Origin of the sequence: Chryseobacterium soli, assembly GCF_000737705.1 — a bacterium.
GTDB classification, from domain to species: domain Bacteria; phylum Bacteroidota; class Bacteroidia; order Flavobacteriales; family Weeksellaceae; genus Chryseobacterium; species Chryseobacterium soli.
Map to the genome: position 1 here is coordinate 54,480 of NZ_JPRH01000010.1, position 15,662 is coordinate 70,141.

The window sequence follows — 15,662 nt, forward strand, 5'->3', positions numbered from 1 at the left end:
TTTATCCGCCGACTCTTTTGGTCTTGTAGCCCATGTCTTTAAGGATTTCCATGATTTTATCACGGTTGTCTCCCTGAATAATAATAGTTCCGTCCTTTTCCGAACCACCGATTCCTAATGTGGTTTTAATCTTTTTTGAGATCTTTTTAAGGTCTTCCTCACTGCCTTCCCAGCCTTCAATCACGGTAACGGGCTTTCCGTTTCTTCCTTTTTTCTCAAATTTGCATACTAAAGGCTCTACCTGCTTGAATTGTTCTTCAGGCATCTCAAAATCCTGCTCTTCATGTGCAGGAAAAAGGTTCTTAAGCTGGTCTCGTAAATCCATACTGCAAAATTAAAAATAATATTGAATAATTCAGCTCACAGAAGTAGTAAAAATCTGCATGACCTTTACTTAGTGAACAAAAATAAACAGACCGTACTCATACATTAAACAATGAATCTGTACTGCGGCAGATTACCTTTTAATCAAAATTTAAGCCCTTTAAATGCTTACATTCATTGAAAAATAGATAAATTTGTAATACATAAAGTTATACAAAATGTCAAAAAAAGCAATATTAGCGATCCTTGACGGATGGGGATTGGGTTTAAATCCAGAAGTTTCAGCATTAGATAAAGCAAATACACCATTTATAGATAGTTGTTTCACAAAATTTCCGCATACAACCCTTGAAGCCAGTGGTCTGGCGGTAGGTTTACCGGTAGGACAGATGGGAAATTCTGAAGTTGGGCACATGAACCTCGGTGCTGGAAGAGTGGTTTACCAGAATCTTGTAAAGCTGAACATGGCAGTAGAAAATGGCACATTAGGTCATGAAAAAGTAATTCAGGACGCTTTTGAATATGCTAAAAGAGAAAATAAAAAAGTACACTTCATCGGATTGGTTTCCAATGGTGGAGTACACTCCCATATCAACCATTTAAAAGGTTTATTAACGGCTGCAAGTGAATTTGGCTTGCATGAAAATGTCTTTGTTCATGCATTTACAGACGGTAGAGACTGCGATCCGCATTCAGGATTAGGGTTCATTGATGAACTTCAAAAACACATGGAAAGCACGACCGGAAAACTAGCCAGTATAACCGGAAGATACTACGCCATGGATCGTGATAAAAGATGGGAGCGTGTAAAATTAGCATACGATGCCATGACTGAAGGCGTAGGACTCCAAACTACCGATGCCCTGGCAGCTATAAAAGCATCATACGACGAAGGAGTAACCGACGAATTCTTGAAACCGGTGATCCTTATTAATAAAACAGAAACCGGAAATATAGTTCCTGTTGCTAAAATTATTGATAATGACGTTGTGATCTGCTTCAATTTCCGTACAGACAGAGGAAGAGAAATTACAGAAGTGCTTTCTCAGAAAGACTTCCCTGAATTTTTCATGAGAAAATTCAACCTGTATTACGTGACATTAACGAATTACGATAAGACTTACCAGAATGTACATGTAGTTTTTGATGAAAATGTATTGAAAGATACAATGGGAGAAGTGTTGGAAAGAAATAACAAAACCCAGATAAGAATTGCTGAGACCGAAAAATATCCCCATGTTACATTTTTCTTTTCAGGAGGAAGAGAGCAGGAATTTAACGGAGAAAGAAGATTACTTTGCCCAAGTCCGAAAGACGTACCTACCTATGATTTAAAACCGGAAATGTCAGCATATGATATCACCAATATCATCGTACCGGAATTGGAAAATGAAACTGCGGATTTTATCTGCTTGAATTTTGCTAATACTGATATGGTAGGACACACCGGGGTATTTGAAGCAGCCGTAAAAGCAGCAGAAGTGGTTGATAAATGCATTGAAAAAGTAGCAACAGCAGCCTATGAACACGGATATGCCGTTTTCATCCTTGCGGACCACGGAAACTCTGATGTGATGATCAATCCAGACGGAACTCCGAATACGCAACATTCTACCAATCTTGTTCCTTTCATTGTAATGGATAAAGATCACACCTGGAATTTAAAGCCCGGAAAATTAGGTGATGTAGCGCCAACAATTCTTAAAGTAATGGGTGTGGAAATACCGGAAATTATGACAGGAGACATTTTAGTTAGCTAAAACCCAATAATAATAGTGAAAAAATGCCGTTATCATGGTATAGTGGCATTTTTATGATTTATGTCAGAATAGTATGAGTTGCATATGTTCTTATGCTGTAAATAATAAATAAATCATATCTTTGTATATTAAAATCTAAATAGTAGAAATGTATCAAAAGCTTGTTAGGAAAGAAGTAATGGGAATTTTGGAAAAGGAAGTAGGTTCTTTTCTTGAGAAATTTTTAACGCCAATCGAAAAGATCTGGCAGCCATCAGACTATCTTCCGGATCCTTCAAGTGATGATTTTAAACATGACCTGGAGGAAATCCAAACATTTGCCCGTGAGATGCCTTATGATTTATTCGTAACCTTAATCGGTGACTGTATTACAGAAGAAGCATTGCCTTCTTACGAATCTTGGTTAATGGGTGTTGAAGGAATCAATCAGGAAGAAAATAAAGTGGGCTGGGCCAACTGGATCAGATCATGGACAGGTGAAGAAAACAGACACGGAGATCTGCTTAATAAATATCTTTATCTGTGCGGTAGAGTAAATATGAGGCAGGTTGAAATAACTACCCAATACTTAATCAGTGATGGTTTTGATATCGGTACCAGTATGGATCCATACAGAAACTTCATATATACAAGTTTTCAGGAAACAGCAACCAATATCTCTCACAGAAGAGTAGGAACACTGGCAAAACAGTCCGGAAACGGAAAATTAGCAAAAATGTGTGGAGTAATTGCAGCAGATGAGGCAAGACACGCAAAAGCATACAAACACTTCGTAGCAAAAATTCTTGAACTGGATCCGTCAGAAATGATCATTGCATTTGAAGATATGATGCGTAAGAAAATTGTAATGCCTGCGCATTTGATGAGACAGTCAGGACAGAAAGCCGGAGAACTTTGGGGGCATTTCTCGGATGCAGCACAAAGATGTATGGTATATACAGGTCAGGATTACATCAATATTATGAAAGACTTATTGGATGAATGGAAGATTGAGCATGTAAAAGGTCTTAACGAAAAGGCAGAAAAAGCTCAGGAATATTTAATGAAATTACCGGGAAGATTACAGAAAATTACAGATAGAGTTTCTACTCCGGATCTGCAGTTTCAGTTTAGCTGGGTAAAAAGTTAGTTCCATATTATCATAAATTATAAAAGTAAGAGTGTCATCGTTTTTTGGCGCTCTTTTTATTTCTTATCTTTGCAACGTTAAAAAAGGACAAAATGTTAAATAATAAAAAAATTGCGGTAGATTTTGACGGAACTATTGTTGATGATGCTTATCCGGCAATAGGGAAACCTAAAATTTTCGCTTTTGAAACATTAAAAAGACTTCAGGCAGAAGGATTTAGATTGATTCTTTGGACATACAGACACGGAAAAACGTTAGAGGAGGCCGTAGAATTCTGCAGTAAAAACGGAATAGAGTTTTATGCAGTGAATTCTAGTTTTGAGGGAGAAGTTTTTGATGCTGAATCACAGTCCAGAAAATTGGATGCCGACTGGTTTATTGATGACAGAAACTTAGGCGGATTTCCAGGTTGGGGAGAGATCTACAATATCATTCAGGAAAGAATCGAATTCCGTGTAGAAGGAAAAGAGGTGCTGGCCTATTCAAAACTTAAAAAAGAAAAGAAAAAAGGACTTTTCTGGTAGAAAATAATATCATGCAGCAAGGTATCAATCGAACAGTTTACCAATCGTAAGTAAATATTGTTATACTGATACATTGTTATATTGTTACATTTATAAATTAAACATGATTCAATTAAAAACAATAGACGAGCTTCGTCTTATGAAAGAAAGTGCCCATTTGGTTTCCAGAACATTAGGAATGTTGGCGAAGGAGATCAAACCGGGGATTACCACTTTATATTTAGATAAATTAGCACATGATTTTATTAAAGATCATGGCGCTGAACCTGCGTTTTTAGGATATGGAGGTTTCCCTAATTCCTTATGTATTTCTCCAAACGATCAGGTTGTTCATGGTTTTCCCAACAACGAAGAGATTAAAGAAGGTGATGTCCTGTCTGTAGACTGTGGTGCTATTCTTAATGGTTTCGTGGGAGATCATGCCTACACTTTTGAAATCGGTGAAGTAAAACCTGAAGTGAAGAAATTACTGCAGGTAACGAAAGAATCATTGTACAAAGGAATTGAGCAGTGTGTAAGAGGAAAGAGAATAGGAGATATTTCCCATGCTATCCAAACCTACTGTGAAAAACAGGGTTATGGAGTGGTAAAAGAACTGGTAGGACATGGATTAGGAAGAAAAATGCATGAAGATCCTCAGGTTCCTAATTACGGAAAACAGGGAAGCGGAAAAGTGATCAAAGACGGTCTTGCTATTGCCATTGAGCCGATGATCAACCTTGGAACTGAAAAAGTAAAATTCCATAATGATGGATGGACGGTAACGACATTGGATAACCTTCCTTCTGCCCATTTTGAACATGATGTAGCAGTAATCAACGGAAAACCGGTATTGCTGTCTACTTTCAAATATGTGTACGAAGCATTAGGTATTGAAAGTGACGAAGAAAAGCCATTCCAACTGGATTTTTAATGAAAAAAGTAGCCAAACTTTTATTAAATACCATTCCGCGTCCCATGCTTATCAAAATGAGTATTTGGGCAAGGCCGCTTATCTATCAGTTTTTTAAAGGAGACAAGTTTTATGATCCTATCGATGGAAAATCATACCGCAAATTTCTGCCTTACGGCTATGGAACCCAACGGGAAAATGCACTGTCGCCGGGAACACTGAGCTTGGAAAGACACCGCCAGATGTGGCTGTATCTTCAAAATGAAACCGATTTTTTCATCAAAAACCATAAAGTGCTGCATATTGCTCCCGAACAGGAGTTTTTGAGGAAATTTAAGCTGATGAGAAACCTGGATTATATTTCAGCCGATCTCTATTCTCCGATTGTCGATGTAAAAGCCGATATTCTTGATCTTCCCTTTGCGGATGAAAGCTTTGATGTTGTTTTCTGCAACCATGTACTGGAGCATATAGAAGATGATAAAAAAGCGATGAGTGAGCTATACCGGGTAATGAAGCCAGGCGGGTGGGGAATTTTTCAGGTTCCGATGAGAAATTCACTGGAAAAAACCCACGAAGATTTCACCATTAAAGATCCTAAAGAACGCCAGAAGCATTTTGGTCAGTACGACCACGTCCGCTGGTATGGAATGGATTATTTTGACCGTCTCAGAAAAGCAGGTTTTGAAACAGAACCGAATTTCTATTCTCAGCAGTTCACCGAAGAAGAAATTAAAAAATACGGGTTAAGAAAAAATGAAATCTTACCCATTGTTTTCAAAAAATAATAAAACGCCTTCAGGTCCTGAAGGCGTTTTTTATGATATAAATACGTTACAATTAATCTGTATGTTAATGAGAAACCGCTTTCAATCCAACCACAGAACCAATTAACGTTGCAATAAAGAATATTCTCCAGAAACTTACCGGATCCTTAAAGAAAAGAATTCCTACGATTACTGTTCCTACCGCTCCAATCCCGGTCCATACCGCATAAGCCGTTCCAATAGGCAGCGTTTGGGTAGCTTTCATAAGCAGAAGCATACTGATGGTAAGAGAAGCCAGAAAGCCTGTAAACCAGTAGTACATTTCAGAACCCGATGTTTCCTTTACTTTTCCTAAACAAGCTGCAAATCCTACTTCAAAAAGCCCTGCGATAATTAATATAATCCAATTCATTGTTGATAATTTTCTCCCGCAAAGATCCGGATTAAAAAGCAGGGAACATTTTACAATTGTTAAAAAATGAATCTATTTTATTTCAGCCCGGATTCGGCTTAAGCTCACCTGTGTAATGCCCAGATAAGAAGCAATATGTCCCAGCTGAACCCTTTTTAAAAGATCGGATTTATCCCTCATTAAATCTTTATACCGTTCCAGCGCTGTCTTAAACTGCCTTGAAATAATCAGCTCTTCAGTTTTCACGAGCTCCCTTTCTGCAAACTTTCTTCCCCAGTTCGCAATATGGATATCTTCATTAAAAAGTGTTTTGAGATCTTCTGTTTTCAGTACATACAAATCACATTCTTCAAGAAGTTCGATATTCTCATAGCCGGGCTTATCCTCTACATAACTTTTCATGGAAACCACCGTTTCTCCTTCGCTGCCGAACCAGAAAGTAATATCGTTATCCGAAGTGGAAGCATAAGCACGAACAATTCCTTTTTTGATAAAACAGATAAAGGTGATTATTTTGTCGGCTTCCATCAGGCAATGTCCTTTAGAATGCGTTGTTTCGGTAATGTATTTCTTCAAGTTCTCTTTAGAAGTTTCAGGAATTTTGTAGATGTTGTCTATAATTTCGTCTATGTTCATGGAGTCTGTGCTGATAATAGGAAAATGTGAATTCCTTTCACAAAAGTATTTCTTTTCAGATATTTTTCAATACGAAAATAGCTAAATAATAAAAAGTTGAAAAAAAATAAAATTTCTTTGGATAAACGTTTAACCAAAAATTAATCTGATAGAATAGTTGAGTTTATATTTAATTCATATTCAATTAATAAAAGAAAACGACGGGTGATTTAATATATTGATTTATAATAACTTAATTTATTTTTGTTTTTGAATTTTAAAAAGGCGCGAAAATACAATAATTTCTTAAACCACCAAAAAAATCAGCTGTTGTTTTGATAGCATTTTATAAAATACTTTTGTACTTAAATAGTTCCTATGAAGCGAGTTTCCATTAAAGATATAGCCAGAATTGCCGGAGTTTCCGTTGCAACAGTTTCTTATGTCCTTAATAAGAAAGAAGGGAACAGAATCAGTGAGGCTACCAAAGAAAAAATTTTAGAAGTTGCTGAAACGATTAACTATACGCCAAACAAAATGGCAAAAAGTCTCAAAACCAGTAAAAGCAGGCTGATAGGACTTATTCTTGCCGATATTTCTAATGATTTTTATTCTACCATTGCTAGAAATATCGAAAATGAAGCGATGAAACTGGGTTATACTCTTTTAATCGGAAGTTCAGATGAAAATCCTGAAAAATTCAAAAAACTGATCGAGCTTTTCTCTGAACAGCAAGTTGACGGGATGATTGTGGCTCCGGTAGTACATTCAGAAACAATACTGGAAAAACTTATTAAAGAAGAATATCCTGTGGTGACCATTGACCGATATCTCAATAATCTGGATATCCCGGGAATCATGATCAATAATAGAGAGATTTCTGAACAGATATGTGAATTTTTAGTCAGTAAAAACTTTGAGGAAATTATATATATTGGGTATGATACCGAACTTCCGCATTTATTAGACCGCGAAAAAGGCTTTGATAAATGCATGACATCATCTGGAATACCATGCGAAAAAATTCTGGTTGGCTTGGAGAATATTACCCTGGAAGTTCAAAATGGAATTGAGAAAGTGATAAAGACTCGTTCGAGAAAAAGGGCTTTGTATTTTTCCAGTAATAAGCTTGCTGTAGCTGGGTTAGGGTATTTAATCAAACATAGCATCAATGTTCCTAATGACATTTCGGTCATTGCGTTTGATGAAACAGAAGCTTACACTCTTTTTCAGACCGAAATTACTTATGTAAAGCAGCCTTTGGAAGAAATGGCTGCAGAAGCCGTGAAAATTCTTGATAATCAAATTAATAATTATATTCCAAGTGGAAAAAAGGTCATCTTTCCTGCAAAATTAATAGAAAAAAAATCAGTACAATAAAAAATTTAGTAATTAAGTTAAACGTTTAATCTTATGATAAAAAATAATCCATATGTAGTATGTTTCGGAGAAGTGCTCTGGGATATATTTCCTGAAGGGACGAGAGCCGGAGGTGCTCCGTTTAATGCAGCGTACAATATCTATAAATCAGGTTTTGATGTCAAAATGTTGAGTAGAGTCGGGAATGATGAATTAGGAACCAAACTGACGGATCAGATTAAAGGATGGGGGCTTACTGCAGAATATATTCAGGTAGATGATGAACATCCGACCAGCACTGTTATTGCAAAAATTGATGAACATAACGAAGCGACGTATGATATCGTTAATCATGTTGCCTGGGATTATATTGATTCTTTACCGGAATATGAAACATTGATTTCCCATGCAGAAGCTTTTGTTTTTGGAAGCCTTTCGGCGAGAAATCCCAAAACCAAAGAAACGCTTATGAAGATGTTGGAATTGGCCAAACTAAAAATCTTTGATGTTAATTTCAGAGCTCCCTACATCGATGTCGACCTTATTAAAGAGCTTTTACACAAAGCAGACATCGTAAAAATGAATAAGGCTGAAATGAGACAGATCATGCAGTATTTCAGCGAAGAATATGTAAGTGAAGATGAGAGTGCTGCTTTTATACAGGATCATTTTGAGATCAAAGAAATAGTGTTGACCAAAGGAAGTAAAGGAGCAAGATATTTTGTGGGAAAAGAAAATTACGGATCTCCGGCTCTTTCCATTGAAATTGCAGACACTGTAGGAAGCGGAGATGCTTTCCTGGCAGGTTTTATTTCCAAACGAGTTCAGGGAAAAGCGCCTGAAGAAATTATGGAAGAAGCCATTGCTTTGGGAGCATTCATCACATCAAAATCGGGAGCCTGTCCGGATTATGAATATGAAGAATTCCAGGCCTTTAAAAATCAAAAGACACCCCATTAAAACAGCAGTTATGGATTCAGCTAAATTTACTGAGAAGAAATATCTTATCGTATTCTCATTCGTTATTTCACTGTTTTTTTTCTGGGCCATTGCCCTTACGATGGGCGACGTTTTGAATAAGCATTTCCAGAATGTACTTTCCATTTCCAAGTCGAAATCTGGATTGGTACAGCTTTCAATTTTCGGAGCTTACGCATTGATGGGAGTTCCTGCGGGAATTTTCATGAAGAAATTTGGGTATAAATTAGGCGTTATTTTAGGATTGGTATTGTTTGCAGGAGGATGCTTTCTTTTTATTCCTGCAGCAGATCAACAATCATTCAATTTTTTCAGGATAGCATTGTTCATTCTTGCGATGGGAATGGCGACGCTGGAAACCGTGGCACATCCATTTGTTGCAGCATTAGGAGATGAAAGGACCAGTGATCAGAGAGTAAATTTTGCTCAGTCTTTTAACGGTTTGGGAGCGATTATAGGTCCATTGTTAGGCGGATTTTTCATATTCGGTTCAGGAGGGCAGGATGATCATTCCTTAGATTCTGTAAAAAGCCTGTATATGTGGATCGGAACGATCATTCTGGTGATTACTGTTATTTTCTTTTTTATTAAGGTTCCTAACTTGAAGGACCCTCATGCTGAAGAATTGGAACTCCTTGATCATGCCACCGGTGAAGATCACCATGACAGCAATCTCAATGCGCCGCTTTGGAAGCAGAGACACTTTATTTTTGCTGTGATTGCCCAGTTTTTCAATATCGCAGCACAAGGTGGAACATGGGCGTTTTTCATTAATTATGGGGTAGAAAAAATGCATCTTCAGGAAATCCAGGCTTCATATTACTTTTCGTTAAGTATGGCGATGATGATGATCGGACGTTTTATAGGGACATTCTTAATGAAATATATTGCTCCCAATAAGCTATTGGCGATTTTTACCATGTGCAATATTGTTCTTTGTCTCATTGTTTCCCAAAGTTTTGGTTGGATATCATTCATCAGTTTGATTATGCTGAATTTATTCTTAAGCATTATGTATCCTACGATTTTCAGCCTGGGTCTTAAGAGATTGGGCAATAAAGTTCAGCAGGCATCATCTTTCCTGGTAATGGCGATGTTCGGAGGTGCAGTTTTCCCTCCAATCATGGGTAAAATAGCAGAAACAGATGTTGCTCATGCTTATTTGCTGCCGATTATTTGTTATGCAGTGATCATCTTGTTTGCGCTGAAATTCTACAAACCTAAAACACTCAAATAAAAGGGTGAAGCAAACTTTTATAATTCCATAAACAGTTACAATGAATATACAATTTGGAGCCTCCCTTCTTTCATGGATCACCCCGGTCTGGACTCCTGAAGCTGGAAAATATGCCATAGAGAAAACGGCAAAAGCCGGTTTTGATGTACTTGAAATTCTATTGCCAGCTTCCATGGAATTCAATGCAGGAGAAGTAAAACAGCAGCTTAAAAACCATGAGCTTGGTGTGGTTTGTTCTCTGAATCTTCCCAAAGAAGCACACATTGCTTTTTATCCAAAAGTGGCAGAAAGGCTAATGAAACAGGCTGTCGATAAAACTTCCGAACTGGAAACTGATTTTCTTTGTGGAGTTCTTCATGGCGGAATAGGTGTTTTTTCAGGAAATCCTCTGACAGAAAACGAAGCGGAAATCATTACCGAAGTCTGGAATAATGTGGCAGATTATGCCAGTGAAAAAGGAGTAAATATAGGCATTGAACCTATCAACAGATATGAAACCTATGTTTGCAACACGGCAGAAAATGTACTGGATCTGATTTCAAAAACCGGAAAAAACAACCTTTTCCTTCATCTGGATACCTTCCATATGAATATTGAAGAAAATAATTTTTATGATCCTGTTATTCTTGCCGGGAAAAAGCTTAAACATATTCACATGACAGAGTCTCATCGTGGTATGTTGGGAGAGGGAACCGTCAATTGGGATGAACTTTTTAATGCGTTAAAAGCAATTGATTTTGAAGGAAATCTGGTGCTGGAAAACTTTTCATCTTCCATCCCGGGAATGCAGCAGATGGTTTCTTTATGGCAGAAATCTCCCCACGATGCGGAAGAATTGGCATTGGGAAGTTTAGCATTTATGAAAAAACATGTAGTGTAAAATGTGTTTAAACTTTTTATTGTAATCCATTTTCAGTAATTCTAATTATATCGTACAATTTCACAATACCTCTCTTGATTTTCAGGGAGGTTTTTATTTGAATTGCAGGATAATTAAAAAAGATCATCATAAAAGTTGTAAACAACTCTCATATTGGGCAGAGACCAAATTTGTTTTTAGTAACTTTGCACTTTGTAATATTATTTTTTATGCACAAAGCAGGATTTGTAAATATAGTTGGAAAGCCCAATGCCGGAAAGTCTACCTTACTCAACCAATTAATGGGTGAGAAGCTGGCTATTGTAACGCAAAAGGCCCAGACTACCCGCCACAGAATTTTTGGAATTTATAATGAAGAGGACTTACAGATTGTATTTTCTGATACCCCGGGCGTTTTAGACCCAAAATACGGATTACAGGAGAAAATGATGGATTTTGTAAAGGATTCTTTACAGGATGCTGACGTTTTCCTATTCATCGTAGACGTTACCGATAAAGCAGAACCATCGGAATTTTTAATTGATAAATTAAATAAAATCCCTGTTCATGTATTGCTGTTACTGAACAAAGTAGATCAGACAGATCAGGCGGGTCTTGAAAAATTAGTTGAAGAATGGCACCAGAGGATTCCCAAAGCGGAAATTCTTCCGATCTCTGCATTGAATGCCTTTAATACAGATATTATTCTTCCGAAACTGAAATCTTTACTACCTGACAGTCCACCATATTACGACAAGGACCAATATACAGATAAGCCGGAACGATTTTTCGTCAACGAGGCTATCCGCGAGAAAATCCTTTTAAATTATGATAAAGAAATTCCTTATTCTGTAGAAGTTGTAACGGAACAGTTTAAAGAAAAAGAAGGAATCATTTTTATAGATTCGATCATCTATGTGGAAAGAGATACCCAAAAAGGAATTATCATCGGACACAAGGGAGAAGCCATCAAAAAAGTAGGAACTGAAGCAAGAATAGATCTTGAAAAATTCTTTGATAAAAAAATCCACCTGAATTTATTCGTGAAAGTGAAAAAAGACTGGCGAAAAAATGACAGAGATTTAAAAAACTTCGGGTACAGATAGACTAAAAATGTCCTGTCTCCCGTTCTATTAAAAGATTTTCATTACCTTTAATCTAAATTTTCAGTAGATGAACTATTTTAACTCAAATTCTAGCTCAGTTCTTAAAGATATTATTTTGTTAGCGGTGAGGGTTTTTGTTGGTTTTGCCATGCTTTCTCATGGATTCCCAAAACTTCAGCTATTATTAGCAGGCGGTAAGATCGAATTTTTCGATTTTATGGGATTGGGGCCTCAGATTTCCCTGATTCTGACAGTTTTTGCTGAATTTGCCTGTTCTATTCTTTTGATACTTGGATTGTTCACCAGAATATCATTGGGATTTTTGATCTTTACGATGATTATTGCTGCTTTCGTAGTACATGGAGCTGATCCGTTTGAGAAAAGAGAAATGGCTTTTATCTACCTGTCTATTTATCTTATGATTATGGCGTTTGGTGCTGGAAAGTTTTCAGTAGACCACATGATAGAGAAAAAGAAACGAGCTTCAGATTGGTAACAACACTGAGTTTACACATATAAAAGAGCATTTAACGATGCTCTTTTTTTATTAATATGTAATATCATTGCTTTAACAGAAAAAAAGGTTCACATAATAGAAATAAAGAATGAAAAACTATACATACTGGAAAAACTGTATTACTCTTTTAGAAAAAGGAGATATTGAAAATGCGACCCATTATGCTATTGATATGGCTTTACAATCAAAAGTATCTCAAGAATTGATAGACAAAATAATGGCGGTCAATCTAAAAGGATATGAAAAAAAGGTGGAAAGCAAAATGAATGAATGTATTGTCCGTGCAAATACTGAAAATGCGCAGGCTTTATGTTTATATTATAGTATAGACAATGGTTGGGACAGCACCATATATATCTGTAAGGACTATACCAAACAAAACAGTCATTGGATTTCTGAAAGTAAGAGTTGGGTTGAAGTTGGAAAAGCCAGAGGTTTTTCAGGAATATATATAAATGATGCCGGGGCAGCCTTTTTTGCGGATGCAGTAAGTGCAGGAATTTGTACACTGCTAATGTTAAGAACTACCATAGCATTTTATCATGTTGCCCAAAAATTCTCAGATTGTGGATTGAAATTGTGCATCACAGCAACCGAAAGTGATTTTGTAAGAGTGGTGTGACACACAGTGTATTGAAATTTCCAATTGCAGCAATTAAATAATCACAACTTTTTGTATTTTATGATTTACTCTTTTCATGACAGTTTAAGTAGCTTATATATCTTAAAAATTCATTAAATTCGTAAAAAATGAATATTATGAAGATAAAGTTGACGATTTGCCTTCTGGCGTTTCTTAATTTCTATGAAGCCCAGGAAAATGTTACTTATCAGAAACCATCTGCTGAAATCCTTAAGCTTGCAGATTACGAAAGACCTCCAAGCGTCTTAATGAACAGTAAAAAAGACTGGGTAGTTTTTACCTATCGTCCCACCTATAAAACACTGGATGATCTTAGCCAGCAGGAAATGAAGCTGGGCGGGCTAAGAATTAATCCTGTCACTAATATTTCAAGTTCTGCAGCATACTCAAATAACCTGAAAGTGAGAAAGATTGCTGATAAGAATGAAATTCAGGTGAAAAATCTGCCTGCTAATCCTAAAATTACGTTCACTTCATTTTCTCCCGACGAGAAAAAACTGGCGTTTACGAATACCACCAGTAAAGGAGTGGAACTTTGGATCGTAGACCTTGAAACGGCAACAGCCAAGAAGATAACGGCTGACAATCTGAATGCCAATTTAGGAAGCCCTTATATCTGGTATAAAGATTCTCAGAATTTACTCATTAAAACACTTCCTCAAAGCAGACCGACTCTGATCGACTCAAGTAAAGATCTGCCGACAGGACCTATCGTTTCTACTGCTGATGGAAAAGTTTCCCAAAACAGAACCTATCAGGATCTTCTGAAAAATCCTCAGGATGAAAAGAATTTCGAAATCCTTACAGCTTCCGAAGTATATAATGTCGACCTGAACGGAACCCTGAAAAAAGTAAAAGAACAGGATATGTATTCCGGATTAAGCCTTTCGCCGGATGGAAATTATCTGATGACGACAACGATTAAGAAACCGTTTTCTTATGTAGTTCCTTTAAACCGTTTTCCTATGACGACCACCGTGTATGATATCAATGGAAAAACCATAAAAGTCGTTAATGAAGTGCCACTGAACGAGATTATGCCGAAAGGATTTTCATCGGTAAGAACCGGAAAGAGAGATATGGGCTGGAGAAGTGATAAACCTGCAACATTAGTGTATACAGAAGCATTGGATGGGGGAGATCAATCTAAAACAGCAGAATACAGGGATGAAATTTTTACCTGGGAAGCGCCATTTAGCGCAGCTCCGAAATCTTTCTTTAAAACAAAGCAAAGATATGAAGATGTAAGCTGGACTAATGATCATTATGCCATCGTTTCGGAAGGCTGGTATGATACAAGAAATACAAAATCATTCCTGGTTGACCTTAATAACGGGGAATCTAAAGTTATTGATGACCGTAATTACCAGGATGTTTACAGCGATCCCGGAAATTTTAATACCACAAAAAATGAATACGGAAGATTTGTTGTGGATATGAAAGGAGGAAAATCATACCTGATAGGAGATGGGTTCACCAAAGATGGGCAGCATCCTTTTATTGATGAAATGGATATGAAAACCCTTACCAAGAAAAGACTGTATACTTCTAACCTGAAAAATGCCAAAGAAAGCATTATTGATATTTTAAATCCGTCAAAAGGAGAAATCCTAACGACCCAGCAGTCTGCAAGCCAGTATCCGAATTATTTTAAAAGAAATATCAAATCCAATAAAACAGAACCTGTTACGAATTTCGCCAATCCTTTTGAAAGCATCAAAGATGTGTACAAAGAAGTGATTACGTATAAAAGAAATGACGGCGTTACCCTGACAGGAACTCTTTATCTGCCTGCCAATTACGACAGAAAAGCAAAAACAGAAAAACTTCCGTTATTGATCTGGGCGTATCCTACAGAATATAAAGACAAAAATACGGCAGGACAAAATACTCAGAATCCGAATGATTTTACCTTCCCGTATTATGGATCGTTTGTCTATTGGACAACCAAAGGATATGCAGTATTGGATGATGCTGCTTTCCCGATTATCGGAGAAGGAAAAACAGAACCTAATGACACTTTTATTCCTCAATTGGTTGCCAATGCAGAAGCTGCGATCAATGCGGTGGATAAGCTGGGATATATTGATAAAAAGAAAGTAGCAGTAGGAGGGCATTCTTATGGAGCTTTTATGACGGCCAATCTTTTGACTCATTCCAAACTTTTTGCCTGTGGTATCGCGAGAAGTGGAGCGTACAACAGAACGTTAACACCTTTCGGTTTCCAGAGCGAGCAGAGAAACTATTGGGATATTCCGGAAATCTATAATGCGATGTCGCCGTTTATGAATGCGGATAAAATGAAGACACCATTGCTTTTAGTGCATGGAGATGCAGACAACAACCCGGGAACCTTTACCCTTCAAACGGAAAGATATTTCCAGGCGTTGAAAAACCTGGGAGCACCAGTAAAAATGGTATTATTACCGAAAGAAGCGCACAGCTATCAGGCGAAAGAAAACATTTTTCACCTTTTATGGGAACAGGATCAGTTCCTGGAGAAGTGTTTAAAGAAATAAATTGTGAAAACCCGTCCATTT

16 protein-coding genes are annotated in these 15,662 nt (G+C 37.0%); 13 read left to right on the plus strand and 3 right to left on the minus strand.

Going from position 1 to position 15,662, the window contains the following annotated elements; translation table 11 throughout:
- Window position 1 precedes the first annotated feature (1 nt).
- On the minus strand, window positions 2-325 hold the full coding sequence (locus IW15_RS18640) for a translation initiation factor (RefSeq protein WP_034714472.1): 324 nt from the start codon (window positions 323-325) through the stop codon (window positions 2-4).
- A 217-nt stretch (window positions 326-542) separates the two neighbouring features.
- Between IW15_RS18640 and gpmI the strand changes: the two genes are divergently transcribed.
- The 5 genes from gpmI (at window position 543) to IW15_RS18665 (ending at window position 5,417) form a co-directional block, all read left to right on the plus strand.
- A complete protein-coding gene (gpmI, locus tag IW15_RS18645; RefSeq protein WP_034714474.1) occupies window positions 543-2,084 on the plus strand; it encodes a 2,3-bisphosphoglycerate-independent phosphoglycerate mutase in 1,542 nt (513 codons plus the stop codon).
- A gap of 148 nt (window positions 2,085-2,232) precedes the next feature.
- The gene (locus tag IW15_RS18650; RefSeq protein ID WP_034714476.1) at window positions 2,233-3,213 is read left to right on the plus strand and encodes an acyl-ACP desaturase; all 981 of its coding nucleotides are present in this window, start codon (window positions 2,233-2,235) and stop codon (window positions 3,211-3,213) included.
- Between the two features lie 92 nt (window positions 3,214-3,305).
- On the plus strand, window positions 3,306-3,737 hold the full coding sequence (locus tag IW15_RS18655) for a BT0820 family HAD-type phosphatase (RefSeq protein WP_034714478.1): 432 nt from the start codon (window positions 3,306-3,308) through the stop codon (window positions 3,735-3,737).
- A gap of 103 nt (window positions 3,738-3,840) precedes the next feature.
- The gene (gene map, locus IW15_RS18660) at window positions 3,841-4,650 is read left to right on the plus strand and encodes a type I methionyl aminopeptidase (protein ID WP_034714480.1); all 810 of its coding nucleotides are present in this window, start codon (window positions 3,841-3,843) and stop codon (window positions 4,648-4,650) included.
- Window positions 4,650-5,417: a class I SAM-dependent methyltransferase gene (locus IW15_RS18665; RefSeq protein ID WP_034714482.1), complete on the plus strand. Its 768-nt coding sequence runs from the start codon at window positions 4,650-4,652 to the stop codon at window positions 5,415-5,417. Before map ends, IW15_RS18665 begins: the two co-directional genes overlap by 1 nt.
- A gap of 64 nt (window positions 5,418-5,481) precedes the next feature.
- Here IW15_RS18665 and IW15_RS18670 read toward each other — a convergent pair whose 3' ends face one another.
- Window positions 5,482-5,808: a DMT family transporter gene (locus tag IW15_RS18670; RefSeq protein WP_034714484.1), complete on the minus strand. Its 327-nt coding sequence runs from the start codon at window positions 5,806-5,808 to the stop codon at window positions 5,482-5,484.
- 72 nt (window positions 5,809-5,880) lie between these two features.
- The gene (locus IW15_RS18675) at window positions 5,881-6,444 is read right to left on the minus strand and encodes a Crp/Fnr family transcriptional regulator (protein WP_034714487.1); all 564 of its coding nucleotides are present in this window, start codon (window positions 6,442-6,444) and stop codon (window positions 5,881-5,883) included.
- Window positions 6,445-6,801: 357 nt separating this feature from the next.
- On the opposite strand from IW15_RS18675, the gene IW15_RS18680 reads away from it, so the two are divergent.
- The 8 genes from IW15_RS18680 to IW15_RS18715 all read left to right on the plus strand — a co-directional run bounded on the left by IW15_RS18680 (window position 6,802) and on the right by IW15_RS18715 (window position 15,641).
- A complete protein-coding gene (locus IW15_RS18680) occupies window positions 6,802-7,803 on the plus strand; it encodes a LacI family DNA-binding transcriptional regulator (RefSeq protein ID WP_034714489.1) in 1,002 nt (333 codons plus the stop codon).
- A 33-nt stretch (window positions 7,804-7,836) separates the two neighbouring features.
- The gene (locus IW15_RS18685; protein WP_034714491.1) at window positions 7,837-8,742 is read left to right on the plus strand and encodes a carbohydrate kinase family protein; all 906 of its coding nucleotides are present in this window, start codon (window positions 7,837-7,839) and stop codon (window positions 8,740-8,742) included.
- A 10-nt stretch (window positions 8,743-8,752) separates the two neighbouring features.
- The gene (gene fucP / locus IW15_RS18690; protein WP_034714762.1) at window positions 8,753-9,997 is read left to right on the plus strand and encodes an L-fucose:H+ symporter permease; all 1,245 of its coding nucleotides are present in this window, start codon (window positions 8,753-8,755) and stop codon (window positions 9,995-9,997) included.
- 40 nt (window positions 9,998-10,037) lie between these two features.
- The gene (locus IW15_RS18695) at window positions 10,038-10,877 is read left to right on the plus strand and encodes a sugar phosphate isomerase/epimerase family protein (RefSeq protein ID WP_034714494.1); all 840 of its coding nucleotides are present in this window, start codon (window positions 10,038-10,040) and stop codon (window positions 10,875-10,877) included.
- A 209-nt stretch (window positions 10,878-11,086) separates the two neighbouring features.
- The gene (era, locus tag IW15_RS18700; RefSeq protein ID WP_034714496.1) at window positions 11,087-11,962 is read left to right on the plus strand and encodes a GTPase Era; all 876 of its coding nucleotides are present in this window, start codon (window positions 11,087-11,089) and stop codon (window positions 11,960-11,962) included.
- 67 nt (window positions 11,963-12,029) lie between these two features.
- Window positions 12,030-12,458 (plus strand): DoxX family protein, encoded by a 429-nt coding sequence (locus tag IW15_RS18705; protein ID WP_034714498.1) that lies wholly within the window; start codon window positions 12,030-12,032, stop codon window positions 12,456-12,458.
- A gap of 109 nt (window positions 12,459-12,567) precedes the next feature.
- Complete coding sequence (locus tag IW15_RS18710; RefSeq protein ID WP_034714500.1) at window positions 12,568-13,101, plus strand: hypothetical protein; 534 nt, start codon at window positions 12,568-12,570, stop codon at window positions 13,099-13,101.
- Between the two features lie 137 nt (window positions 13,102-13,238).
- Complete coding sequence (locus IW15_RS18715; protein ID WP_117584587.1) at window positions 13,239-15,641, plus strand: S9 family peptidase; 2,403 nt, start codon at window positions 13,239-13,241, stop codon at window positions 15,639-15,641.
- The last annotated feature ends 21 nt before the right edge of the window (window positions 15,642-15,662 follow it).

Coding starts and splice junctions, on each gene's coding strand:
- IW15_RS18640 (WP_034714472.1), bottom strand. CDS start 325: ATGGATTTACGAGACCAGCTTAAGAACCTTTTTCCTGCACATGAAGAG.
- gpmI (WP_034714474.1), top strand. CDS start 543: ATGTCAAAAAAAGCAATATTAGCGATCCTTGACGGATGGGGATTGGGT.
- IW15_RS18650 (WP_034714476.1), top strand. CDS start 2,233: ATGTATCAAAAGCTTGTTAGGAAAGAAGTAATGGGAATTTTGGAAAAG.
- IW15_RS18655 (WP_034714478.1), top strand. CDS start 3,306: ATGTTAAATAATAAAAAAATTGCGGTAGATTTTGACGGAACTATTGTT.
- map (WP_034714480.1), top strand. CDS start 3,841: ATGATTCAATTAAAAACAATAGACGAGCTTCGTCTTATGAAAGAAAGT.
- IW15_RS18665 (WP_034714482.1), top strand. CDS start 4,650: ATGAAAAAAGTAGCCAAACTTTTATTAAATACCATTCCGCGTCCCATG.
- IW15_RS18670 (WP_034714484.1), bottom strand. CDS start 5,808: ATGAATTGGATTATATTAATTATCGCAGGGCTTTTTGAAGTAGGATTT.
- IW15_RS18675 (WP_034714487.1), bottom strand. CDS start 6,444: ATGAACATAGACGAAATTATAGACAACATCTACAAAATTCCTGAAACT.
- IW15_RS18680 (WP_034714489.1), top strand. CDS start 6,802: ATGAAGCGAGTTTCCATTAAAGATATAGCCAGAATTGCCGGAGTTTCC.
- IW15_RS18685 (WP_034714491.1), top strand. CDS start 7,837: ATGATAAAAAATAATCCATATGTAGTATGTTTCGGAGAAGTGCTCTGG.
- fucP (WP_034714762.1), top strand. CDS start 8,753: ATGGATTCAGCTAAATTTACTGAGAAGAAATATCTTATCGTATTCTCA.
- IW15_RS18695 (WP_034714494.1), top strand. CDS start 10,038: ATGAATATACAATTTGGAGCCTCCCTTCTTTCATGGATCACCCCGGTC.
- era (WP_034714496.1), top strand. CDS start 11,087: ATGCACAAAGCAGGATTTGTAAATATAGTTGGAAAGCCCAATGCCGGA.
- IW15_RS18705 (WP_034714498.1), top strand. CDS start 12,030: ATGAACTATTTTAACTCAAATTCTAGCTCAGTTCTTAAAGATATTATT.
- IW15_RS18710 (WP_034714500.1), top strand. CDS start 12,568: ATGAAAAACTATACATACTGGAAAAACTGTATTACTCTTTTAGAAAAA.
- IW15_RS18715 (WP_117584587.1), top strand. CDS start 13,239: ATGAAGATAAAGTTGACGATTTGCCTTCTGGCGTTTCTTAATTTCTAT.